This window comes from Flavobacterium saliperosum (assembly GCF_900100625.1).
Classification (GTDB): Bacteria; Bacteroidota; Bacteroidia; order Flavobacteriales; family Flavobacteriaceae; genus Flavobacterium; species Flavobacterium saliperosum.
This window is the reverse complement of record NZ_FMTY01000002.1, coordinates 505,122-531,040: the sequence shown is the minus strand read 5'-3', so window position 1 is coordinate 531,040 and position 25,919 is coordinate 505,122. Positions and strand designations below refer to the sequence as shown.

General features: G+C 38.5%; 17 protein-coding genes. 9 read left to right on the top strand and 8 right to left on the bottom strand.

Annotated elements, in window-relative coordinates; genetic code table 11:
- Genes BLQ05_RS05850 through BLQ05_RS05840 form a run of 3 tightly spaced genes read right to left on the bottom strand, consistent with a single transcriptional unit; the run spans position 1 to position 3,405 of the window.
- Positions 1–2,301, bottom strand: coding sequence for an oxidoreductase (locus BLQ05_RS05850; protein ID WP_023576776.1), 2,301 nt, complete (start codon positions 2,299–2,301; stop codon positions 1–3).
- Between the two features lie 39 nt (positions 2,302–2,340).
- A complete protein-coding gene (locus BLQ05_RS05845; protein WP_023576775.1) occupies positions 2,341–2,796 on the bottom strand; it encodes an SRPBCC domain-containing protein in 456 nt (151 codons plus the stop codon).
- A 3-nt stretch (positions 2,797–2,799) separates the two neighbouring features.
- Complete coding sequence (locus BLQ05_RS05840; RefSeq protein WP_023576774.1) at positions 2,800–3,405, bottom strand: flavin reductase family protein; 606 nt, start codon at positions 3,403–3,405, stop codon at positions 2,800–2,802.
- A gap of 266 nt (positions 3,406–3,671) precedes the next feature.
- Between BLQ05_RS05840 and BLQ05_RS05835 the strand changes: the two genes are divergently transcribed.
- The 8 genes from BLQ05_RS05835 to acs all read left to right on the top strand — a co-directional run bounded on the left by BLQ05_RS05835 (position 3,672) and on the right by acs (position 14,383).
- Positions 3,672–4,091, top strand: a complete 420-nt coding sequence (locus tag BLQ05_RS05835; RefSeq protein WP_023576773.1) for a transposase-like zinc-binding domain-containing protein — start codon at positions 3,672–3,674, stop codon at positions 4,089–4,091.
- Between the two features lie 94 nt (positions 4,092–4,185).
- Entirely contained in the window at positions 4,186–5,424 is a 1,239-nt protein-coding gene (locus tag BLQ05_RS05830) for a porin family protein (RefSeq protein WP_023576772.1), read from the top strand.
- A 41-nt stretch (positions 5,425–5,465) separates the two neighbouring features.
- Positions 5,466–7,004: an MFS transporter gene (locus tag BLQ05_RS05825; protein ID WP_023576771.1), complete on the top strand. Its 1,539-nt coding sequence runs from the start codon at positions 5,466–5,468 to the stop codon at positions 7,002–7,004.
- 12 nt (positions 7,005–7,016) lie between these two features.
- On the top strand, positions 7,017–7,232 hold the full coding sequence (locus BLQ05_RS05820; RefSeq protein ID WP_023576770.1) for a DUF6814 family protein: 216 nt from the start codon (positions 7,017–7,019) through the stop codon (positions 7,230–7,232).
- Positions 7,233–7,481: 249 nt separating this feature from the next.
- On the top strand, positions 7,482–10,178 hold the full coding sequence (locus BLQ05_RS05810) for an ATP-binding protein (RefSeq protein ID WP_035654602.1): 2,697 nt from the start codon (positions 7,482–7,484) through the stop codon (positions 10,176–10,178).
- Entirely contained in the window at positions 10,171–10,539 is a 369-nt protein-coding gene (locus tag BLQ05_RS05805) for a response regulator transcription factor (RefSeq protein ID WP_035654601.1), read from the top strand. Before BLQ05_RS05810 ends, BLQ05_RS05805 begins: the two co-directional genes overlap by 8 nt.
- Before the next feature lie 17 nt (positions 10,540–10,556).
- On the top strand, positions 10,557–12,452 hold the full coding sequence (locus BLQ05_RS05800) for an AMP-binding protein (RefSeq protein ID WP_023576766.1): 1,896 nt from the start codon (positions 10,557–10,559) through the stop codon (positions 12,450–12,452).
- Between the two features lie 2 nt (positions 12,453–12,454).
- Positions 12,455–14,383 (top strand): acetate--CoA ligase, encoded by a 1,929-nt coding sequence (gene acs, locus BLQ05_RS05795; RefSeq protein WP_262486489.1) that lies wholly within the window; start codon positions 12,455–12,457, stop codon positions 14,381–14,383.
- Positions 14,384–14,417: 34 nt separating this feature from the next.
- Here acs and BLQ05_RS05790 read toward each other — a convergent pair whose 3' ends face one another.
- The 3 genes from BLQ05_RS05790 to BLQ05_RS05780 form a co-directional block, all read right to left on the bottom strand.
- Positions 14,418–15,023: a 3'-5' exonuclease gene (locus tag BLQ05_RS05790; RefSeq protein WP_023576764.1), complete on the bottom strand. Its 606-nt coding sequence runs from the start codon at positions 15,021–15,023 to the stop codon at positions 14,418–14,420.
- Positions 15,024–15,026: 3 nt separating this feature from the next.
- Positions 15,027–16,946, bottom strand: coding sequence for a DUF294 nucleotidyltransferase-like domain-containing protein (locus tag BLQ05_RS05785; RefSeq protein WP_023576763.1), 1,920 nt, complete (start codon positions 16,944–16,946; stop codon positions 15,027–15,029).
- A 129-nt stretch (positions 16,947–17,075) separates the two neighbouring features.
- A complete protein-coding gene (locus tag BLQ05_RS05780; RefSeq protein ID WP_023576762.1) occupies positions 17,076–17,942 on the bottom strand; it encodes an EamA family transporter in 867 nt (288 codons plus the stop codon).
- Between the two features lie 464 nt (positions 17,943–18,406).
- Between BLQ05_RS05780 and BLQ05_RS05775 the strand changes: the two genes are divergently transcribed.
- A complete protein-coding gene (locus BLQ05_RS05775) occupies positions 18,407–20,032 on the top strand; it encodes a T9SS type A sorting domain-containing protein (protein WP_023576760.1) in 1,626 nt (541 codons plus the stop codon).
- Positions 20,033–20,082: 50 nt separating this feature from the next.
- Here the strand turns inward: BLQ05_RS05775 and BLQ05_RS05770 are convergent, their stop codons facing one another.
- Positions 20,083–23,955 (bottom strand): DUF2194 domain-containing protein, encoded by a 3,873-nt coding sequence (locus BLQ05_RS05770; RefSeq protein ID WP_035654600.1) that lies wholly within the window; start codon positions 23,953–23,955, stop codon positions 20,083–20,085.
- A gap of 2 nt (positions 23,956–23,957) precedes the next feature.
- Positions 23,958–25,895, bottom strand: coding sequence for a hypothetical protein (locus BLQ05_RS05765; RefSeq protein WP_218120817.1), 1,938 nt, complete (start codon positions 25,893–25,895; stop codon positions 23,958–23,960).
- Positions 25,896–25,919 lie beyond the last annotated feature (24 nt).

The following is a 25,919-nucleotide window of genomic DNA, read 5'->3' as shown; positions in this document are numbered from 1 at the left end:
TTAACTCTTCTTGTTACTCTTAGGTTTTAATGCTTTTCTCATTCCTTCCATCATTTTTCGTTCCGAAGCTTTTAACGGATACAAATGGGTACTTCCGGCTTTGTATTGTTTTGGAATATCGGAAGTTTCCAGTTGTTCGTAGGCTTGGGCGTTTCGTACAAAACCGGCATCAGCCAATAAAGGTCTTCCCAACGATACCAAATCGGCTCTGCCGTTTAGTATTATGGTGTTTATTTGGTCTATATCCTGAATGTATCCCGCTGTGATTGTAGGAACATGAACGGTATTTCTAACCATGTCCGAAAAAGGAGTCTGCCACATTCTTCCGGTTTGCGGTTTTTGAGAAGCAACCGTATTTCCAGTGGAAACGCTGATGATATCAGCTCCGGCAGCTTTAAAAGCTTTTGAAATGATGATGACGTCATTTTCCGAAATTCCGTTTTTAGCCCAATCCGAAGCGGAAATTCGTACCGACATTGGCTTGGTTTGCGGAAAAGCCCTTCGCATTTCGGTAAAAACACGAAGTGGGAATTTTAATCGGTTTTCAATACTTCCTCCGAATTCGTCTTTACGGATATTGGTAAGAGGAGAGAGGAAAGACGCCAATAAAAAGCCGTGATGTGCCTGCAATTCAATCATATCGAAACCAGCTTCGAAAGCATTTTTGGTAGCCTGAACAAATTCTGAAGCGACTTTATTCATGTCTTCCAAGGTCATTGCTGACGGCGTTGCCATTTTTTCGTTGAACGGAATTGGGGAAGCGGAAATTAAATCCCAAGCATTTTCAATTGGTTCCGTTGTTCCTTCCCAAGGTTTTTTAACAGCGCCTTTTCGACCGGAATGTCCCAGTTGGATTCCGATTTTGGTTTTGGTATTTTTATGAATGAAATCGGTTATTTTTTTCCACGCAATTATTTGTTCCTGAGTATATAATCCGGCGCAACCTAAAGTGATGCGTCCGGATTCGGAAATTGCGGTCATTTCAGCTATAATCAAACCAACACCTCCGGTAGCACGACATCCGTAGTGTACCAGATGCCAATCGTTAACCAAGCCGTTTTCTGCCGAATATTGACCCATCGGCGACATTACGATTCTGTTCTGCAAGGTCATATCACGTAACGTGAAATCGGTAAATGCAGCCGGGATGCTTAGATTCAGGTTATTTTGAAACGTGTTGAATTCGGCTAAAACTTTATCGGTAAAGGATTTGTCACGCAAACGCAAATTTTCGAAAGTCACTTTTTTGGAACGAGTCATGCATCCGAAAGCAAACTGATAAAACGGATGTTGCATGTTCCGGTCCAAATTTTCAAACCAATCCAACGACACTAATGCGGCGTGTTGGATCATTTCCACCGTATTCCTGCGGGATTTGTCATATTGTTCAAAAGCGGCCTGCACATTCTTCGGATTGGCAATTACCGCATCGGATAAGCCAATCGCGCAATCCATAGCCAGTTTTGTTCCTGAACCGATGGAATAGTGTGCTGTGGCTTTGGCATCACCCAATAGAACGATATTATTGTGGTACCATTTTTCATTCGTTACGTGCGGAAACTGACGCCAATGGGATTTGTTCGATATCAGCGGATGTCCGTCCAATTCTTCTTTGAAAATTTCAGCAATTTTTTGAATGGTATCTTCTTCGTTGGTGATTTCAAATCCGTGTTTTTTCCAGGTTTCATCGCTACATTCGAAAATCCAGGTACTCATTCCTTTTTCGTATTGATAGGAGTGGGCCACAATGGTTCCGTGAGGTGTGGAGCGGAAAAAATAGGTAAACGCATCCAAAGGTTTTGTCGAACCAAGCCAAACGAATCGGTTTTTCTTCAATTCAATTTTGGTTCCGAAGGCTTTCTCGTTAGCGGTTCGTATGCCGCTGGCAATTCCGTCGGCAGCTAAAATGATATCTGCGTCTTTGTATTGCGAAATGTCGTCGATATTTTGTTCGAAATGAAGATTTACACCTTCTTCGATGCATCGTTGCTGTAATAACTGAAGTAATGTTTTTCGGGAGCAACCGCAAAAACCGTTTCCGGCAATACTTACGTTTTCGCCGTCTCGGGCTACCACAATATCATCCCAATACGCGAATTTACTGCGGATCAACTCATAAGACTGCATGTCGCGTTTCAGGAATTCGCCCAATGTTTCATCCGAAAACACTACACCGAAACCAAAACTGTCATCGGGTTTGTTGCGTTCGTAAACATCAATCTGGCAATTTGGCATTGCTTTTTTGGTAAGTATCGAGAAGTAAAGTCCACCCGGACCACCACCTATAACTGCTATTTTCATATTTAAATTTCTATTGCTTTTTTATCGGCAATTTCATAATTATTTCTTCATAAAATCAAAGGAACCTTTTCTCAGATTGATACCGTATTCGAGATAGGCTTTGAGGCAGGCTAAAAAGTTAGACCATCCGAAGGAATTTCCGGAAAGCCATTTCAAACCGGCTTCATTGTTGTCCATTTTTTTTTCGGATATGGAAACTAAAGTTGTGTTATTTGAACTTTCAGACAGCCTAATTTCAACCAAAAGTTCTTTACCGGAATTCTCCCAATAATAGGAAATGTACTTGTCTTTTTCGATTTTACCTACGCGTACAGGACATTCGAAATCAAACTCGGGGAATTTCCAGATTAAATTTTTGCCTTCTTCCATTATTCCCGTGCTTTGGGAAATGAAATAGTTGGTCATTTTTTCCGGGTTGACAATCGCTTCAAATACCTCGTTCATAGGTTTCTGAATTTGCATTGCCACATTGATTTCTAACTTTTCGTGATGCATGGTTTAACTTCTTTTGATAGAGAATATTTCGCCTAATTTCGAATAATTGGAACCTGCCAGACGCGCTACCGGTTTATAGGTTTCCATGTTGATTTTGAAATCGTCCAACAATACGCTTTCGTCTATGTGAAACATGACTATACGACCGATAATTATGGTTGCGCCGCCGTGTTTGTTGTCTTCCAGAGTGTAATGATGTACGAGTTCACATTCCATATTTATCGGACTTTCTTTTACGCGCGGTGCTTTTACTTTTACGGATGGAATCGCAGTTAAACCCGCCAATTCAAATTCGTTAATATCTGATGCTACCGATTGCGAAGTGGTATTCATTTGTTCAACTATGTCTTCCACTACCATATTGACTACAAATTGTTTGGTAGTTAAGACGTTATTCAGCGTGTCTTTGTTCGAGTTATTTGGTCTTACAGTGGAAAACATCACGTGTGGTGGATCTTCTCCAACGGCATTAAAAAAAGAAAAAGGAGCCAGATTGGGGATTCCGTCTTCACTAATGGAGGAAATCCATCCTATTGGTCGTGGAATTACGGCACCTGTAAGTAATTTATAAGTTGCTTTCTGGTCTATTAAATCAGGGTCAAAGTGCATAGTTCTGTTATATATTACAAATAAAAGAAAAAATAGTTATCAAAACTTAGGGAATTTGTGGTAAAAAATGAGTTTTCGGAAGTTAAAACGCTTTTTTTTTGCAGCTATGGTACTGTTTTTCAATGGAAAACAAGAAGAATAGGAATTTAGTTATCAGTAAAAAAATTAAATATATTTTATTGATAATGTAAATTTTATCTATAATTATTATGATATCTGTTTTCGTATTCTTGCTAAATTAGTATATTTATACAAAATTTATATACATGGAGTTAGCGGCCTGTCCGAAATGCGGTAACGAAAAAATCGTTAAAAGTGGTATAATTGCCAACAGACAAAGGTATTTGTGTAAAAAATGCAACTATTATTTCACGGTAAACAAGTTGGGCAAAAAGATAGATAATTACTACGTTACAAAAGCGTTGCAACTCTATCTTGAAGGGTTAAGTTTTCGTGAAATAGAGCGTATTATCGGTGTTTCCCATGTAACGGTAAGCAACTGGATTAAAGAGTTTAACATCAAAAAGCCTTCTCACGCCGATTACCATCCTACCTATAAGATTTTTAGCCATTTGGAGCTTGTTGAATACCTGAAAAACAAGTCGCAATTGTCGGGTGCCGGAATGATTATCACCGAGTTAGGCGATAAATTTATGCTTATAAAATGGGAGCGTTTTAAAGACTAGCTATAGTAGTTTACAATTATATATATGTAATTCATGTTTTTCCGTTTCGTTTTCAGAATATTGGCTCAACGAAAAACCCCAAATTTCCGAAAACATGAAACGAATTATTCTAACCGCTGCCGCACTTTTTATTTCCGTTTGCGGAATGGCACAAGGCTCTCAGGAATACGGTGGAGGCTTGAAAGTGAACATCAACGAAGACGGTTCAAAGTATTTCCGATTAATTACCTGGGCACAGTTTTGGGCACAGCATAATTCGGATAAACCTTTAGATGCCAATGCTAATGAGCAGGAAGATTTAACATTCTCTGTCAGAAGAGCCAGGATGTTGGTTTACGCACAATTGAATTCCAATTTTTTGATTGTTACCCATTTTGGGTTAAACAGTCTTACGGCAGACAATATGAGCCCTACAGGTACAAAAGATAATGCCCAGCTGTTTTTACACGATGCTTATGTGCAATACAATCTGAATAAAAATCATGCTTTGGGTGGCGGATTGCATTACTTCAACGGAATTTCCCGTCTGAACAACAGCAGTACTTTAAACATGCTGTCGCTGGACAATCAACGTCAGAGTTGGGCCACTTTAGGCTTGTCGGATCAGTTTGGCAGAAGTATGGGTGTTTTTGCCAAAGGAGCTTTCAGCAAACTACACTACCGCGTTTCCATTAATGACGCTTTAACAAACAATTTACAGGCAACATCTGTTCCGGTTAACGGTGGCGATGCGGTGTATGCCGGTAAGCGATTATTAGGTTCCAAAGAAGCCGGAAAAACCTATGCCGGATATTTTGAATATAATTTTCTTGAAAGTGAAAGTAATTTTTTACCTTACAAAGTGGGAAGTTATTTGGGAAGCAAAAAAGTATTTACTGTGGGAGCAGGTTTTTATGTTCATCCGAAAGGTTCGGTTGTGGCCGATTTGGCAGGGAATTTAAAAGGCGAAGACGTGAAAATATTCGGATTGGACGCTTTTTATGATGCACCGATAGGGAAAAACGGTGGTGCCATTACCGCTTACGGATTGTATCAAAACAATGATTACGGGAAGCATTACACGCTAGGAACAACGTATGAAACCGGTTCCATGATCTATGGTCATGTAGGCTATCTGATTCCGATGAAATCCAAAACGAGATTGCAACCTTATGTATCGTATAATGACCGACAAATTGAATCACTAAACGATAACGCGAGTCAGATTGGAATCGGAGCGAACTTGTTTTTCAGCGCACACCATTCGAAATTGTCTTTGGAGTACAGTAATTTAAAATACGCAAAGAGTGATGCAGTGGGAACAGTAACGCTTCAAGCCATGATTTATCTATAAAAAGCAAACAAATAAACCAACTAATTAACCCCTAATGAATTATGAGTAACAAATCAACAAAAGGAATCTGGAAAGTTATTTCAGCCTCCTCCATGGGAACAATGATTGAGTGGTATGACTTCTATATTTTCGGAAGTTTAGCCGTAGTGTTATCCACTAAATTTTTTCCTTCTGATAATCCCACAGCGGCCTTTTTGTCAACATTAGCAACCTTTGCGGCAGGATTTGTGGTTCGTCCGTTTGGCGCATTATTCTTCGGTCGTTTGGGTGATATCATCGGAAGAAAATATACCTTTATGGTAACTTTAATGTTAATGGGAGGAGCGACCTTTGTTATCGGTTGTATCCCAAGTTACGAAACGATTGGCTTTATGGCGCCGGTTTTGGTATTGGTACTTCGTTTATTACAAGGTTTAGCGCTCGGAGGAGAATATGGTGGTGCAGCGACTTATGTGGCGGAACATGCACCAAAAGGAGAAAAAGGGTATTGGACTTCCTGGATTCAAACCACGGCAACTGTGGGGTTGTTTATCTCACTGATGGTAATCCTTATCACTAAAAACCTGTTATCGAAAGAAGCATTCGACGAGTGGGGCTGGAGAGTACCGTTTTGGGTGTCCATTTTAATGGTATTTGTTTCGTACCTGATTCGTAAAAACATGGATGAATCTCCGGTATTTGCCAAAGCGAAATCCGAAGGAAAAACCAGTACGAATCCGTTAAAAGAAAGTTTCGGAAACAAGTACAATTTAAAATTTGTCCTGTTGGCGTTGTTTGGTGCTACGATGGGGCAGGGAGTGGTTTGGTATACCGGTCAGTTTTATGCCATGAACTTTTTAAAGACGGTGCAGAGCATTGATTCTTCGCAGGTGGACACACTTTTAGGTATCGCATTAATTATCGGAACACCGTTCTTTGTGGTCTTTGGCTGGCTGAGTGATAAAATAGGAAGAAAATCGATTATGATGGCAGGTATGTTGTTTGCGATTCTGTTATACCGTCCGATTTACAGAGCTATGTATAATTCAACGGATCTGACTCAAAAAACAGAAATTGTAGCTCAGACAAAAACGGTTCCTTCTTTAAAAGAGGTGAACACAACAAAACTGGACTCGATTTACACAACTACAAAAGCCTACACCGACGGTACTTTAGTGGAAGAAATCAAAACCATTCACTTCGAAAACGGAAAAGTACTGTTAGATGATGCCGGAAAAGAAAGGGTGGAAACGAAAGTGACTAAAACCATAAACAACAGTGACAAATGGTTCTTAATTTTAATGGTATTTTTACAAGTAATTTTTGTAACTATGGTTTACGGTCCGATTGCGGCATTCCTTGTGGAAATGTTCCCGGTGAAGATCAGATATACCTCAATGTCGTTACCGTATCACGTAGGAAATGGTATCTTTGGAGGACTGCTCCCGGCAATTTCAACCTATTTTGTAACCAATGCAAAAGAAGCCGGTGATGTAGAGTTCTATCTGGAAGGTTTATGGTATCCGATTGGCATTGCAGCCGTTTGTTTTATCATTGGAATGATTTATATCGACAGAAAAATTAATACTCTTCACGACTAATACATAACGATTATGAACGCATTAAAGAAATATTTAGGGATTGTATGGATTGCTTTGGCAATTGTGGTAGCGTATTATGCCATTGGGATTTTCGGAGGAAAATTAACTTCCGGCAAACAGGATGATCTGGTTTTCGGTATCATTGTGTTTTTCATTCTCTTACCAATGATTGTAACCGGTTTAACCATTTTCGGATGGTACGCCATCACCAATGAATATGAAGATTAAACTTTAAAGGATTCCGCCTTAAAACTCTTAACTTAGTAAGGGTTTTAAGGTTTTTAAGAAATATGAAAAGACGTCACGAACAAAAATTGATAATTTTAGCCTTGTTATTGCTCATTTGCTTTAACCTGCCGATAGTCTTGTTATTTGACTCTGCTGGGTCATTGGCAGGTATTCCGGTCATCTATTTTTATTTGTTTTCGGTTTGTGTTTTTTCGATTTTGATTTCCTTATACATCGTAAACCGATACCATGAGTAGCCTCGGACTGTTGATAATATTAGGACTCTATTTGGGCATGCTTTTTTTAATAGCACATTGGGCCGAAAAGAAGAGTAATACCAAATGGACAAACAATCCGTATGTCTATACTTTTTCGCTAGCGGTGTATTGTACCGCCTGGACGTATTACGGTAGTATTGGGGTAGCGGCAAAATCGGGACTGAGTTATTTAACGGTATATCTGGGACCCATTATTATCATTCCGGCATGGATTATTATTCTGAAGAAGATTATCCGGATTTCAAGAGTGAATAAGATTTCCAGTATTGCCGATTTCATATCACTCCGCTACGGAAACAGCCGTTTTTTGGGTGCTGTGGTTACGTTAGTTTGTGTTTTCGGAATTTTACCTTACATCGCATTGCAGATGAAAGCGATTTCGGAAACGTTTCACATCGTAACCAGAACCGCGTTCAGTTCCAATATTTTTAATGACACAACGACGTATGTGGCCATAGCTTTAGCGCTTTTCGCTTCGTATTACGGAACCCGTTATGTGGATGCTTCCGAAAAACGAAGAGGAATCGTTACTGCTGTTGCGATGGAATCGGTCTTGAAATTGTTCTTTTTCCTTTTAGTGGGAATTTATGTTACGTTCTTTGTTTTTGATGGTTTTGACGATATTTATTCGAAAGCGAGTGTTTTGGAAGGTTTCCAGCAAAAAAATACGATTGGAGGCATTCCGGAAGCGATAAATTGGTTTTTTCTGTGTATTCTTTCCTTGTTTGCCATATTTCTGTTGCCGCGTCAGTTTCAGATGGCGGTAATCGAAAACAACAGGGAAAATCATATTAAAACGTCCATTTGGTTGTTTCCATTGTACTTGTTGTTGTTTAATCTTTTCGTTTATCCGATTGCCTGGGGCGGAAATATTCTGTTTGACGGACAAAACGTAAACGCCGATAATTATTCGCTATTAATTCCGCAGCATGTTGGAAATGAGTTTATTACGGTTTTGGTTTTTCTGGGCGGATTTTCAGCGGCAATTTCCATGATTATAGTGTCCTCCATCGGATTATCGACAATGCTGAGTAACAATTTACTGATTCCGTATGGTTTTCTGGGCAGTTTGCAAAGTGAGGAACAGGATAAGAACAACAAAAAAATCGTAAACATTCGTAAGATTGGAATCTTTTCCTTGATTATTCTGTCTTATATCATTTACCGGTTTTATGTTGTCGATTACAATCTGTTTTCCATCGGACTGGTCTCTTTTGTGGTGATTGCGCAATTGGCACCGGCGTTTTTTGGTGCTTTGTTGTGGCGAAGAGGCTCGCTCAATGGCGCTGTAACGGGAATCATTATCGGATTTCTGATTTGTTTGTACACATTGTTAATTCCTTATACGATAGGGATTTCCAATTACGAAAGTACTTTTATATCAGACGGATTGTTCGGAATTTCACTTCTGAAACCTTTCGAATTGTTCGGATTGGATTATTTGTCGCCTATCGCGCATGCTTTGTTTTGGAGCCTGTTTTTCAATGTGATGGCGTATTTCGGAATTTCAGTAAGTTTCAAAGGAAATTACCGCGAACGCAATTACGCCGAAATGTTTGTGGACATAGACAAATACATTACGATGCACGAAAACGCATTTGTCTGGAAAGGAACGGCTTATACCTCAGATATTCAAAAGGTATTAGTGCGCTTTTTGGGTGAAGAACGAACGAAAAGAGCGCTGAATTTGTTCCATTTAAAATACAATTTAGATAAGAAGGAATTGGCAGATGCACGTTTAATCAAGTTTGCCGAAAACCTGTTAACCGGACATATCGGTACGGCTTCGGCGAGAATTCTGATTTCCAATGTGGTGAAAGAAGACAAAATTTCGCTAAAAGAAGTGCTGAATATCCTGGAGGAATCCAAAGAGAATATCATCATCAATAAAAAGCTGACGGAGACTTCCAAAGAACTTAAAGCAATGACAGGCAAACTGCAACAGGCCAATGAGCAATTGATGGAAAAAGACAAGCAGAAAGACGAGTTTTTGGATACGGTTACCCACGAACTTCGAACGCCAATTACAGCTATTAAAGCGGCGAGTGAGATTTTACACGATGATGATGACGTTCCTGAAGAATTGAAAAAACAGTTTTTGCAGAATATCATCTCCGAATCGGATCGATTGAACCGCTTGATTGACAAGATTCTGGATCTGGAAAAATTCGAAACCGGAAGACAGAAAATCACCTTGTCGAAAAACAATCTGATTCAAACCATAAACAAAGCCATCGAGCCGCTGCAACAGTTGATAAAAAATAAAAATATTGAAGTTACATTCGATAAAAATCGTGAAATAATTACGTATTTTGATTACGACAGAATCACGCAGGTAGTCACCAATTTAGTGTCCAACGCGATTAAATTTTGTCCGGAGAAATACGGAAAAATTGAAATTTCGATAGAAGAGAATGAAAATGAGATTGTTACTAAAATCAGCGATAACGGAAAAGGTATTGGTGATAAAGATCTGGAAATGATTTTCGATAAGTTCTATCAGTCTAAGAATCAAAATATCAAGAAGCCAATTGGCAGCGGATTGGGGTTGGCCATCTGCAAACAAATTATAGAACATCACAAAGGAAAAATATGGGCCGAGAATTCAAAAGAAGGAGCGGTTTTAGTATTCACTTTACCAAAATACAACACCACAACACATGAGTAAGAAAATTTTAATAGTCGACGATGAACCCAATATTGTAATGTCTCTGGAATACACTTTCAAGAAAAATAATTTTGAAGTGTTCATCGCTCGTGACGGTCAGGAGGCTTTGGATATTCTGAAAGTACAATTACCGGATATCATCATTCTGGATATTATGATGCCATTGGTGGACGGTTATGCAACATTGGATCAAATCAAGAAAGACGAACGCTTGCAACATTGTAAAGTCGTCTTTTTATCCGCAAAAAATAAGGAAAGCGACATTGAAAAAGGCCTTTCTTTAGGTGCAGATGCCTATATGTTGAAACCGTTTTCCGTTAAGAAACTGGTGGAACAGGTTAATGAATTACTGTCAAATTAAAAACAGCAAACACAACAATGAATTATAACGATTTTTATAAAGAAAGTATTGAAAATCCGGAAGGTTTCTGGAAAAAAAAATCCGATACTTTGGATTGGTTCTTAAAACCGAATACCATATTGTCCAAAGACGCAAACGATTACCCGTTGTGGTTTAAAGACGGCGAACTGAACGCTTGTTATTTAGCTCTGGATAAGCATATTAATGAAGGTCACGGCGATAAAATTGCCTTTATTTATGATTCTCCCGTAACCCAAACGGTTAAGAAATTTACGTTTACCGAAGTGAAAACCGAAGTGGCAAAATTGGCTGGAGGCTTACTTTCATTAGGTTTAACCAAAGGAGATACGGCGGTAATTTACATGCCGATGATTCCTCAGGCAGCGTTTGCCATGTTGGCGTGCGCACGAATCGGGGTAACGCATTCGGTGGTTTTCGGAGGATTTGCACCTCACGAATTGGCTATCCGAATTGACGATTCCAAACCAAAAGCGATTCTAACCGCCTCTTCAGGAATTGAAATTGACCGCTTAATTGCCTACAAACCTTTGGTGGATGAAGCCATAGCTTTAGCCGAACACAAACCGGATAACGTTGTGATTTTCAACAGAAAGTTAGGGGCGAGGGTTCCGTTTAAAAAATATGATATTGATTACGATGCTTTGGTCTATGGCTCGGAAGAAGCTGATTGTGTTTCGGTGAATTCCACACATCCGTTGTATATTTTGTACACTTCGGGAACCACCGGAAAACCAAAAGGAATCGTCAGAGATACAGGAGGTCATGCCACCGCACTTAAATTTTCAATGCAATACATTTATGGTGTAAAAGAAGATGAAGTTTTTTGGGCTGCTTCCGATATCGGTTGGGCTGTCGGACACAGTTATACGATTTACGGACCGCTATTCAACCGGAATACCTCCATCATATTTGAAGGAAAACCTGTGAGAACACCGGATGCTTCAACCTTTTGGAGAATCATTTCGGAACATAAAGTAAGCGTAATGTTTACGGCTCCCACAGCTATCAGAGCGATTAAAAAAGAAGATCCGAATGGTGAATTCATCAAGCAATACGATTTAAGTGCTTTACGAACACAGTTTCTGGCAGGAGAACGTTGTGATGTGGCTACTTTGGAATGGTACCGCGAACATATTCCGATTCCCGTAATTGACCATTGGTGGCAAACAGAATCCGGATGGCCAATGATTGCCAACATGATGGGAGTGGAGTATTTACCAATAAAACCAGGCTCTTCAGGAAAACCGGTTTCGGGTTACGACATCAGGATTTTTTGGGAAAACGGAGAAGAATTAGGTCCGAACGAAGAAGGATATGTAGTTATTAAATTACCTTTGCCGCCAGGAACCATGCTGGATATCTGGAATGATAGTGAACGCTTCAAATCAGGATATCTGACTAAATTTCCGGGATATTATTTCTCAGGTGACGGTGGTTTTATCGATAACGACGGATATGTTTTCATTACCGGACGAGTGGATGATGTAATCAACGTAGCCGGACACCGCTTGTCCACTGCAGAAATGGAAGAAATCGTGGCATCGCATTCTTCGGTAGCCGAATGTGCGGTGATTGGAATTAACGATGCGTTAAAAGGGCAGATTCCATTGGCTTTGGTGGTGATTAAATCAGGTGATGATATGGAAAGTTTCCAATTGGAACACGAAATTGTACATTTGGTCAGAGAGAAAATTGGAGCAGTGGCTTCATTGCGAAGTGTTATTGTGATGCAGCGTTTGCCGAAAACCCGTTCGGGAAAAATCCTCAGAAAACTGATGCGAAGCATTGTTGACGGTGATTCGTATCAGATTCCGTCTACCATCGATGACGAAGCTATTGTGGACGAATTCACCACCGTTTTGAACGATTATAAAATTGGAGCCTTCAAATAAAAATAAACAAAACAAACAAGAATATGAGTTACTATAAAATTAAAAACCTGGAAGAGTATTTCAAGCATTATAAGAAATCCATTCGGGAACCGAGAAAATTCTGGGGTAAAATCGCCGAGGAAAATTTCATCTGGTACCAGGGTTGGGATAAGGTGGTTGATTTCAACATGGGAGAGGCTGATGTAAAATGGTTTGTAAATGCCAAAGTGAACATCACTAAAAACTGTATCGACAGACATTTAGCGAAACGTGGCGATAAAACGGCTATTATTTTCGAACCTAATAACCCTAATGAAGGAGCGCTTCATATTTCGTATAACGAATTGTATGACCGTGTAGCGAAAATGGCGAATGTCCTTAGAGAACAAGGGGTTAAGAAAGGAGATCGCGTTTGTATTTATTTACCAATGATTCCGGAATTGGCAGTTGCTGTTTTAGCATGTGCCCGAATTGGAGCCATACATTCCGTGGTTTTTGCAGGATTTTCGGCTTCGGCGGTGACTTCCCGTATTAACGACTGCGAATGTAAAATGGTTATCACTTCGGATGGTGGTTTCAGAGGAAACAAATCAATTGATTTAAAAGGAATTATCGATGAAGCTTTGGAAAAATGCCCTTCCGTGGAAAAAGTTCTGGTAGCCAACAGAACAAATACCACCGTGAATATGAAAGAAGGTCGCGATCAGTGGTTACAGCCCCTTTTAGATGCGGCGATTCCAAATAATGTTGCGGAAATCATGGATGCGGAAGATCCGTTGTTCATTCTGTATACTTCGGGTTCAACCGGAAAACCGAAAGGAATGTTACATACAACAGCCGGTTATATGGTTCAGACAGCTTACTCGTTTAGAAACATATTCAACTATGAAGAAAATGATGTTTTCTGGTGTACGGCTGATATCGGCTGGATTACAGGACATTCTTATATTTTATACGGACCCTTGTTAAACGGTGCTACCACCGTAATTTTCGAAGGTGTTCCGTCATATCCTGATTTCGGACGTTTCTGGGAAGTGATTGACAAACATAAAGTATCTCAGTTTTACACAGCGCCAACGGCAATTCGTTCTTTGGCAAAAGAAAGTGACGAATGGGTAGATAAATACGATTTGTCTTCGTTAAAAGTTATCGGATCGGTAGGGGAGCCTATTAACGAAGAGGCTTGGCACTGGTATAATGATCACGTTGGGAAGAAAAAATGCCCGATTGTAGATACCTGGTGGCAAACCGAAACAGGAAGTATCATGATTTCACCGGTTCCTTTCGTAACGCCAACAAAACCAACGTATGCCACATTACCATTACCGGGAATCCAACCGGTTTTAATGGATGAAAAACGTAACGAAATCGAAGGCAATCAGGTAGTTGGAAGTTTGTGCATTAAATTCCCGTGGCCGTCAATGGCGCGAACCATTTGGGGTGATCACGAACGTTATAAAGAAACGTATTTCTCGGCTTTCCCGGGCAAATACTTCACTGGTGACGGCGCTTTGCGTGATGAAGTTGGCTATTACCGAATTACGGGAAGAGTAGACGATGTGGTGATTGTATCCGGACATAATTTAGGAACCGCGCCAATTGAAGATGCAATTAACGAACATCCGGCAGTAGCGGAATCAGCGATTGTTGGTTTCCCTCACGATATCAAAGGAAATGCGCTTTACGGCTTCATTATTCTGAAAGAAACGGGTGAATACCGAGATCGTGATAATTTAACGAGAGAGATAAACGAACACGTTTCGAGTCATATCGGACCGATTGCGAAGCTGGATAAGATTCAGTTTGTGAGCGGTTTACCGAAAACACGTTCCGGAAAAATCATGCGCCGTATTCTGCGTAAGATTGCCGAAGGAGATTTCTCGAATTTCGGAGATACCTCAACATTACTGAATCCTGAAATTGTGGATGAGATTAAAGACAATAAAATCTAAAAAACAAAAAAGCCCTGAAAATCAGGGCTTTTTTTTATTGCATTTTAAGTTTCCTTTTCAGTTTTAAAAAAACCAATGCCGTTATGTAAGCATCGTTCGAAGCAGTGTGACGATGGCTTTTTTTGACTTTAAAAAGATCGCACAATTCATCCAACGTATGGTGTTGGTCTTCAGGAAGATTTTTAAAACGCTGATACATTACATTGATATCCAGCACGTTGTTTTTAATTTTGCCGAGGTTCATTCGCTTCAATGCCTGATTCATCATTTCAATGTCTAGATTGGTATTATGTCCGATGAGTGTGGCGTTTTTGATATGTTCCAGAAAACGCATCATTGCTTCCGATTCGGAAACAGCTTCAGAGGAATCAGCTTTGAAAAGTTTTTCTACGGCTTCATTTTGTTGCGTTCTGTTTTCCTGTTTGATAAATACTTCAAAAAAATCATTGATTTCTATCTGATCATTAACAACCCCAATACATCCGATAGACAGAATCACATCTTCTTTCCAGTTTAAGCCCGTTCTTTCCACATCAAAAATCACATAGCGAGTAGGCGCATTGGCATCTTCTTTATCAAAATGTTCCAAATAGGTTTTCCAGAATGTGGGATCGCCTTTACCTGTTAACCAGTCTAACATAAATTACGTGAAATAAGTTAATTGAAATCGGTTCTTAATCAAATCCTGAATCTCATTTATCGGTTGAAAACAGTTTTTAAGTTTTACCTTATCCACTTTGGTAAGTTCTTCAATATTGAGATAACTTCCGTTGGAATCCGTTTTTAAGCCTTCTTCGGTTCTGAACCAATGCAATGTATGAAACGCTTCGGCGCATTCTAAGTACAAATCGGCATTTTGAGGTTCCAAATCGGCCAACTTTTTAAAACGTTGATACGTATTGGTAATGTTCTTGATTCCTTTACTGATGGCAAAAACACGTGCCGCATCCACTAAAGGCGCAATCGCTCTGTTTTTAATATCGAACGTGTCTTTGTGTTCTTCGTCCTGCTCCACTAAAAACTGTCTAAAGAAGCCTAGAGGTGCCGGTTTTTTTATGGCATCGGTACCTAAAAAAGCATAGAACAACTGATTGTTGGCCGTTTTGGCATAAATCTCTTCCGTAAGTGTTTTCTCTAGAACCGGATCGCCGTAAATGAAGTCGTAATCAAAGAAAATGGAGCTGGCTCGAACCCCTTTTTCACCTGGAGTATTAATCCAGGTGTTGTATTGTTTTATCCAATCTGTCAATGACTTACACCATAAATCATTATTGGCATTTAGTCCTTGTGCGCTTTTTTCGTAGCCGATTTTTTCAAAGGTCTCCAGAACGCGTTCCGCCAAGCTTAGGAAGTATGTTTTTACTTCAGCGTATTGTTCTGCGGGAACATCTTCAAAGACCAATGAATTATTCACATCGGTTAGCAATAATTGTTCTTTTCGTCCCTGACTTCCCAAATTAAACCAGGCAAATTTTACCGGTGGCGTACCCACTTTTTCAATAGCCAATTCGATGGCACGCTTGGTAATGGCAATGGTAACTTCCGAAGCAACGTTCGTTATATGGGAAATCGGAATGTTTTTATCAATCGAATTCTGAATCAAATCGGTCAGCTTGTCGCGAACCACTTTTAATTCTTTGGAACGATCGGCTCGTTTTATCTGTTTTAATAGTACTCCCGGATTATTCGCCTGAGCAGCAACCACATCGTGTTCAGAAATTATTCCCGAAATGGCGCCTTTTTCAGTTCCGTCACGGGTAACGCATAAGTAGCCTACGTTGTGTTTCAGCATCATCATTTGTGCTTCGGCAATGGAAATGTCTTCGGGTACCGTAACTACAGGAACTGTCATGATTTTATCAACGGTTACGTCAATAGGATAAAGACCGGTTGCAATTTTGGAACGCAAATCGTTATCGGTTACAATTCCGATTGGCATTTGGTTTTCCTGAATGATTACACTTCCGATTTGTCGGCTCGACATGGTTTGTGCGATGTATTTTACAATATCGTTCGAGCTTGCCGTAATGGGTTTTTTGGTATACTTTATGGGTTGAAAATACTGAATATCCGTAGCACTTTGTTCGTTATACAGGACGTTTTCAGAGATTAATTTTCCGCGATTGTCTTTGTCGTACGGGTTTCGGGTATTGGAAGCAAAGCTCTCCAAAAGGAAACTCAGTACATTGCTGTTTCCGGTAACATAGGGCTTGAAAACCTGAATGGGAATCGCGTAAATGATAGAATCTTCACGAGATTTGGCCGTCATTAAGTAATTGTTTTTGGCAAAAAACGGTCGTAAACCAAGAATATCGCCTTCATCACATTTGTCTATAAGGGTTTCTTCGGCATCCGAAATAACCGAAAGACCAATAGCACCGGAAGCCACTACATAAAAAGAGTCGTGGGTAGGATCTCCGATTTTAAATAAAACCTGATTTTTCTCAAGGTAAATCACTTTAATCTGCTCGGAAATCGTTACCAATTCTACATATGTCAAACTGGTAAACGGCGGATAATGCTTTAAAAAATCGGCTATTCGTTCTGCAATGGGGTTTCTCATATCAAATTATAATGTTTAATAACTCATAGTCAAGCATATAACTTAAAGCTGCAAGTTATAGTATAACGGATAATAATGGTTTAAAAGTACTAAAATTCTGCAAACTTCAAAAGGAGGGAAGTGTAAACTTTAAGAAGCATACACTTGTGACAAGGTAATGATAACAACAGCACTCAGCGCTAAGGCAATTCCGAAGTAATTTAACCGGGATATTTTTTCTTTGAAAACAGCAATTCCGATTAAACTTCCAACAACAATCACTCCGAAATTCATGGCTGCAAAAACTGTGGATGGATTGTCTGCCAAAGCTTTATGCGCTTTTAAATAAAACAGGATGTTTCCGAAGTTGAAAATACCGAGCACGATTCCGAAGTAAAAACTTTTCAATTCTAATGGTGTTTTCTTCATAAGAATGGAATACAGACTGATAATGGAAGAAATAATGAAAGCGCCGCAAAATATGATAAACAGTGAGGTTGTAAATGGAATGTCTTTGTTTATGGCGATTTGTTTGAATAAAACGTCAATGACTCCGAAACCAAGCAAAACAATTAACGGAAAAATCCAGCGGTTTTTTTCACTTGTGGATTCAGATTTTTTATTCAGCGTAAGGAAGATGGCTAAGAATCCTACTGAAAGTCCGATTAATTTTAACGAACTCATGGTTTCATTAAAAATAAAATAAGAAGCTAAAATGGGGATAAACAGCGATAAACGTTGGGCAATATCTGTTTTTACAATTCCGATGTAACGTATGGAAATGGCCAGAAGAACGAAAACGGTTGGCAATAAAACACTTAACGGAATGTATAATTTCCATGGTGAAGAAACAGTAAGCAGGCTGACGTTTGGCGAAAAAGAAAAAAAGCACAGTAGCAAAGCTGATAAATAATTCCAATTAATGCTTTGCTGAATGTTGATTCCGAATCGGCGCGCTGTTTTCAGCAATACGGCAACCGTAACACTGCAACAGATGCTCAGCAATATATAGATCATAGGGAGGGATATTTTATTTACGCAAAGTTAGGAGAATTTCACCATTATATACAAGAAAAGTAATTTTCTATTTTACATAATGTATATTATAGTTCAAAATAACATGTGCCAAAACTATAAAAAACAGATGCATTTCATCGATGAAAATATGCTGTTTGTCTAAAATTGAATTTTTCAGAAATATTCCTAAAGACAATTCTTACTTATTTCAAATGTAATTAGTTGATAATTAATTAATTAAAAAATATAAATGTTAAAAAAAACTAAACGTGTTATGTCTTTTCTTACTTGAAATTCACAAAATTAGATGTGTAATCTTATAAAAATTGTTAAAAAGTGTATTTAAGCGATAAAAAGTGCATTTTGACGATAAAATAATTTTTTTTTTCGGAGCTAACGTATAGATTTGCAATGAGTTACAATTGAAATGAAACTCGAAACAATAACAACTAAACAGAAGATTTATGAAGAAGAGCATTTTAACCTTAGTTTTACTTTTTTCGATTATTGGTTTTGCCCAAACTAACACAAACGTAACCTACACGGCTTCATCGGAAAATTTTTCAAATCCTGAAAGAGGTTTATACCACCACACGGAAACACATTCTACAGGATACTCAAGTTTAAGTCAATCTACATTGACAAACTACAGAAACAACGAAAAGATTACCTTAATATTGCGAGTTTTCTATTTGGAAAACTTCAGATCATCGGCAATTTCACAGGATTATCTAAACAAAATGCAAGCCGATTTTAATGCCATCAGAAATGCGGGTATTAAATGTATCGTACGTTTTGCTTATTCAGATACAGATGTGGCCGGTCAAAGAGACGCATCAAAAACTCAAATTTTAGCACATATAGAACAATTGAGACCCCTACTTCAAAATAATGTTGATGTAATTGCTGTTATGCAGGCTGGTTTCATTGGGTCATGGGGAGAATGGTACTACACTGATTATTTTGGGATGTCGCCTTCTTCTACTGATTATGCTAACAGAAAAGCGGTTGTGGACGGAATTTTGAGTGCTTTACCTGCATCTAGAATGGTACAGATCAGAACACCAAAACTAAAACAAGCTACCTATTCCACAACTTCGGCGCTTACTCAAAGTCAGGCATATAATGGTTCTGCTTTGTCAAGATTAGCGCACCATAACGATTGTTTTTTATCAAGCTCGACAGATTTCGGTACTTATACCAATACCTCGACTGAATATCCTTATTTGGAGCAGGAAACAAAGTTTTTAGCGATGGGCGGAGAAACATGTGCAGTTAATGAGCCCCGTTCTGGATGTCTTACAGCTGTACAGGAAATGAAAAAATTTCACTGGTCGTACTTGAACGTTGATTATAATGCTGCAGTTATCAGTGGTTTTTCATCAAATGGCTGTTTGAATGACATTAAAAACCAGTTGGGTTATCGTTTTGAAATGGTAAACGGAAGTTTCCCGCAATCAGCTAATATCGGTGGTTCCATGGCCGTTAATTTAAAAATCAGAAATACGGGTTATGCTACACCTTACAACCAGAGAACAGCATATATCGTTTTCAAAAACACGGTAACCAATGATGTGTATACTAAAGCATTAGCTTCCGATCCAAGATTATGGACAAGTCAGGCGGAAACAACAATTGCGGAAAACATTACGTTGCCTTCAAACATCACTCAGGGAAGCTACCGTTTGTATTTGGTAATTCCTGATGCCGCTTCAGGATTAAGTGCCCGTCCGGAATATTCAATAAGAATGGCTAATGCAAACACTTGGGATGCGACTACAGGATACAACAACTTAAACGCTGTTATTAATGTTGGAAGTCAAAGTAACCTTGGAACATCCGATAATACATTGGTTAACGCATTAATTTATCCGGTTCCTGCAAACAATGAAATATTTGTTGAAATGGAAAACCTTGATCAGTATGCCATTTTGATTTACAACTCATTAGGTCAAAAAGTTAGCGTTAAATCGCAATTGAGCGCTAACAAAATGACGATTGATACCGAAAGTTTAAGTGATGGTGTTTATTACATCAAATTCACTAAGGATCAGATAAACGACACCAGAAGATTGGTTGTTAAACACTAATAGTTATTATTGTTCAGATTGATTGAAGTAGGAACCGTTTCTAACGGTTCCTACTTTTTTTGTTTCCGTTTCAGATTGTGCTTTACACCAACCTGAAACGCATTGGAATAAAATTTTGACTGCACATAAAATTCAAAGTTAGCCGTTAGGGCGGTATAGTCGAAAATCTGGTAATTGAAGTTTCCCAGCAAGCGTGAAAATTCGGAAGCATAATCATCATTAAACCAGGCTCCCTCCACTCTCATATTAAAATCGTCTTCAAGTTTTCCTATTGCAAATCCCAAACCTCCTCCAATAAAAAAACGTTCGTCAATCATCCAATAAGGATATCCGGTTGATAGCGGGACTGTAGATTCCCCTAATGATCCCTGCGATTTCGATGCTTCGGCAAAAGGAAGGAACCGGTATTTTTTATCGGCCCATCGGTTAAATATTATTTTTCCTGTGGCACTGCCCTCATACGATTCAAGAGCATAATATTCTTTGTTAAGTACCTCACTCCTATTGTAATAATTCCCTTCTAAAGACAAACTGGTGTTGAAATATTTGAAAAAAGTATAATCCTGATAAAGATTCAGTTGAAAACGGTAGATGCTTTTACTGTGACTGGGTCCGTTCTCAACCGGAGCAATCCTGAATTCTGCCGATGAATAACTTTTATTTTTCGAATAATTTGCCCCCACTCCAAACTGAATGAAAGATTTGTTGAAATCGCTGTACTCGTACCGAAAATTGGACCAATACTGGAGTTTTTCAAACGATTTCGGATTGTTAAACTGATATTGAATCCCGAATACATTATGTGTCACGTTATCCGTATAATCGGGTAAATCGTTTTCCAAACGGTACATCGAACTATAGGTAATCCCAAACCCATGCAGGTTTTTCTTTTTGTCATATCTATTATAGGACAAAATATTTTTATAAGAAGACAGGTCTTTACGGTTACTCAGTAATTCTGTTCTGTAGTTTACAAAATTACCATACTCCAAACGGTCGGTTTTAATCACTTTTTCCAGCACATCTGGATAAAACATTGCGGGATGATGTTCTACCAGATAGTTTTGAACGCTGGTTTCTTCATAAATCACATCGGTATTCAGCATTTTTCGGATGGTTTCCCTGTCGGTCGATTCTTCAGGTAATTCACTGGCAAGTATCCAGGATTCTTTGAATTTTCCCATATCGTGATAGGCCATACTCATTTGAGCTTTTACCCTGTAATCGTCGGGATTTTTTTCCATGTGGGCATTGTATTCGCTGATTAGTTTTTGATTATCCTTTAATTCAATCAGCCATTGCATTTTGGAATAGAAATCAATTTCTGAGCTGAATGCCGACCAATTATAGGCTTTTTGAAATTCATTCTGATCGGCATACAACCAACTGATTGCCGTTGCCAAATCTTTGTATTCGTCTGAGGGTTTCAATTTGTCTAACTCCGGAATCGCGTTTTGCGGTTCGTAGTTTATCAGATAATCAATATATTTCAGAAAACTGTCCTGAGAAGTATCCACTTTCAGTAAATTGAGAAGTGCAGTTTTGATTTTTTCCTGATTCTCGGCGGTGTAAAAATATGCTACATAACTGTTTAACAAGTCTTTATCATTTGGAGTTACCAGCATTTGTGCACTCATCCATTTTTCCTGAACTAAATCATTCGGGTAATAGACCAATTTGCTTAATCGTGCAGAATACATAACATTTTCGGCCAAAGGATATTTAATGCAATGTTCTTCAAGCATTTTCCAAACGTCTTCGGCTCTGTCTTCCCAGGAAAGGTATTCGGTGTATTTATCCCATACTTTCGGATCAATTTTAGGCTCCGATAACATTTGTTTTCTTAATTTTTCGATTTCCAGGGCTATATTTTCATCATAATCTTCTTCCCATATATTCATTTTTGACAATCGTTTTACTTCTGCTTTGTATTTTTCGAAATCCTGTTTAACATTAGTATACACTACATTTAAATCGGCTGAAGCTAAATCGGATTTGAAATCAGGCAGGATAACTTTTGATTTATTGGTTCTTACCGAATACAAATAACCATCAAGAAATGGGGATTTTTTAAAGTTGGCACCTTGTCTTTTCAATTGTTCCTCAATTCGTGATGATTTTTCGTTACTTCCGTATACAAACCAATCCTGCTCCGGATAATTTGACTCTTCGGGTTTTAATTTTTCAACCGTATACATTCCGTGGGCGGATTTATGATTGAAATAGGAGGCTCTCCAATCGTTTGTCATTAAACCGCTTTCTTTTGCATCCAGATAACGAATATGGGGAAAATCAGTTCGTAGTGTTTTTAATAGTTTATCAAATTCGGGAAGCATTGCTCTGTTGCTGTTTGGAGTTTTATGCCACCCCAGATTATCATAGTTCCGTAAATCGTACACTCCTTTGCTTAGGTTAGTACTGCTCGGGATTTGATAAATATCATCCGGATGAAGGAAATGCGACCAGATTCCGGTATACATATATAGCGAATACATTGTGAATTTTAAGTCTTCATCGACATAAAATCCGCTGGAGATTCTTGGGAAATCAAATAGTTCCGGTTCATAAGGATCGAAATCGAATTCTCTTCCGCCACCATTTTTTTTCTCACCAACCATAAGACTGCACATGAATGTGAGGGAAGGCATCCCTTTTTTCAGTTGTTTAAGCCCTACCCTGTCGATATAATTGGATGGCGGCACATAGGTTACCGGTAAATCGCCAAACTCGCTCACCTCCCATTTCTTTTCGGCAGCTTTGAGCGAAGTGACCATAAAATCGGGGTTTTTCCAATCGGATACAAGTAGTGAAACGTGATTATATCCGTGAAAAGCCAATTCGTGACCATTTTTTGCAACATCATTTACAAGCCAGTTGCTAAGTCCGGTTTCCTTATCGCCTATTTTGACTTTTTTCGAATCCCATTCCCGAAACAAAAACGGAGGTTTGATATTAACATTGTAGTCGAAAGTGGTCATCGCAGAATACTTTATATTGTGCTTTTTTGCCAGTTTCAGCAAATCCGGCCACCAAACGTTATGAACATAATCGGTTATGGTTAAATTCATTTCTGAGGCTACCGGTTCTTTTTTGATGTCATACAATGGTGCCGGGAAATCATCCAAGAAAATAACTCCGGTATTAATTACAGGGTACGGAATCCCTTCCAGCCCTTTAAGAATTCCAGACAATAATAAGCCACGGTCTTCTTTAATGAAGAAATAAGTAGAATTGTAGTAGATGACTTTTCCTTTTCCAATTGTATTTTCAACGATTAAAGGATAGTTTTTATCATTTTCAGCAGTGGCCAATACCTTGATTTTGTTTGAAAATACTTTACTTTTTAAACCGTAAAATTTAAGTCCTTTTTTATATGTGTGATTTTTAAAGCCAGGTAGTATTGGCTCTTTGAATAAAAAACCAGCTGCAACAGCATCGGTTTCAAAATCGTTTTCGGGATTCATTCCCGTTAAATAGGAAAATCGTTTGTCCTCGCTACCGTATGGCATATACAATGTTCCTCCTTTGGCAACGAATTCAGTAATTATGTCGATGCTTTTATTGTTTAGTTTTTTTGTATTTAACATTGTTAAAACACGAACGCTCTCTCCAATTTTCGGTTCTTTGTTCCATTCTTCAAGAGTGGTGCTTTTATAGGGAATTTTAGTGTAATCGCAAATTTTTCTCAAGTTACTGTTCAGTGTCAGACTTTCAATATCTCCTTTGTCGGATATATATTGTACCAATGGCGGAATATTCAACGGGATTCCCGAATACCGGCGAAGGGTTAATTCGCCGTTTCGTTTGTTGAAACTGTCAGCCCCTATAAGCTCATCGATTTTCGAGCAACCGGACGTAATCGCAAAAACAAGCGCTGCGAACAGGAGAAATTTCATCGTACTGTATTTTGTAGTATTCTTCATAATTAGAATATTAAATCGTCGGTTTTACTTTGTCCGGGATTGTTTTCGATTTCAAAAACTTTAATCAGGTCACTTTCATAAAAAACACTAATCTTGCGCCCTCTCTTTTTAAGTGTTTCCAATTTTGAGAGTATCAACGGGGTAATTTCACAATTGACAATGATGCGATTGTTCTTATCATCTCCTTTTTTGTAAATAAAAACCAGCACACTTTTTGGAAGCACGTATTCCGGATTTTTCTTCAGGAATTTTTTGTTCTTCTTGTTTTTGGAATATATGGAATCACGCTTCAGGTAATTTTCGGTAAAATCGGTATAATGAATAAAAAAATGTTTGTTGATGCTGATGGACTGCGTAGTGTAATCGTTTACAACCGCATATGAAAATGGGTAATAACTTGCTGTTATCTTTTCATAAACATTAATGATGTCTCTGGGAATATTATCGGTTTTATGCAACTTTTTATATTCCTTTCCCTGATAATGGATTGCTGAATATAACACACCGGCAATTAGAAATACAGCGAAAACAGGTTTAACCACTTCAATTTTAGCATAGATGAAATAAGCAACCCGAATTACGACAGCAACGGAAATACCCAATAATACCGGAATAAAAACACCAAGCGATAATTTCACCAAATCAGTATCTATCCAGTTGTGATTGATTTCCGACAACACAACCAGAAAATTAAAATAAAGCAGAAAACACAAGGCCGCATTCCATTTTTCGTTTTTGAAGATCATGAACAGCAAGCAGCAAATCATAGCGATGTAGCTTAAATACTGGTAATAGATCATTAGTTGTTCGTAGGAAACAATCAGATGCGAAAAATAGGTATATGCGCTTACCGACATTAAGCTGGAATGCAGAAACAATTCGAAATCGTCTCCAAAATGATTGCTCGCAGTGCCGTAAATTATGAAAAGAACAATAAGCGCAATTGCATAAGCTCCTATAACCGTTAAGTTCATCATCTTACTTTTTACCGACGATGTTATCAGTCCGATAAGTAAAAATGGCAGCATGAGTACAATCAAAGTGAAGATGTCAATCAAACCGATAGCAGTGAATACCAAAATGTAATTGATAAAACAGTTGGTGTTGTTGCTGTGCATTATGCCGGGTTTCAGGTAAATAACCATAGCCGGCAGTGCGAAACTTATGGCTAAAAAAAGCGCCTGATGCTGTAAAATATAGGTAATGTTTACAGGCATAATGGTGTAGCTGACACTATAAAAAAGACCCGCTGCCAAGGGAGCTATTATTTTCGAATACGAGATTTTATTGATTACCCAAAAAAGTAAAATACTAAGTAAAACCGCTTCTAAGATTCCCATCGATTGCAAGGCCACTTCCGGACTGACACTAACAAATTTCCCATAAAAATTAATGATGGCAAGTTCGCCTACGGGCGCAATGCCGTTTGTAAACCAGTGTTGTGAATCGAAGTCAATAATTCTTTCCAAATCGGAAATCCAGGAACCGGATAAGGAAAACATATCGAATTGATAAAAGATGTACCGACTGTAAAATGCAACAACGCCAAGGGTTGAAAGTAAAAAAAGGTACCAGAGTCTTTTGTTTCTTTCTTCGGGATTGGAACGTGTGGAAACAAAAAAACTAATCGGTTTTTTCAATTCAATATTCCGGATAAGTTCAAAAATATTCCGTTTTACTTTTTGCGAAATAATATTAATGGATTGCGGAATTTTTTTAATCCCGAAATAATCGATAAAAATTACGCCAACAAGAATAGCAACAACGTTTAACAGATTGTATATTCCAAGTTGAATAAGTCCGAAAATGAGTAACACAATAAGACTTCCGTATTTGAACCACTGTTTGGCGATAAAATCAAAGTAATTTACTGATTTAGAATAGGATATGAATTTCCTGTTCATGTAAAATAAAAACAAAATCATGAGACATAGTCTCACAAAACCAGTAATTATGGAGCTTGA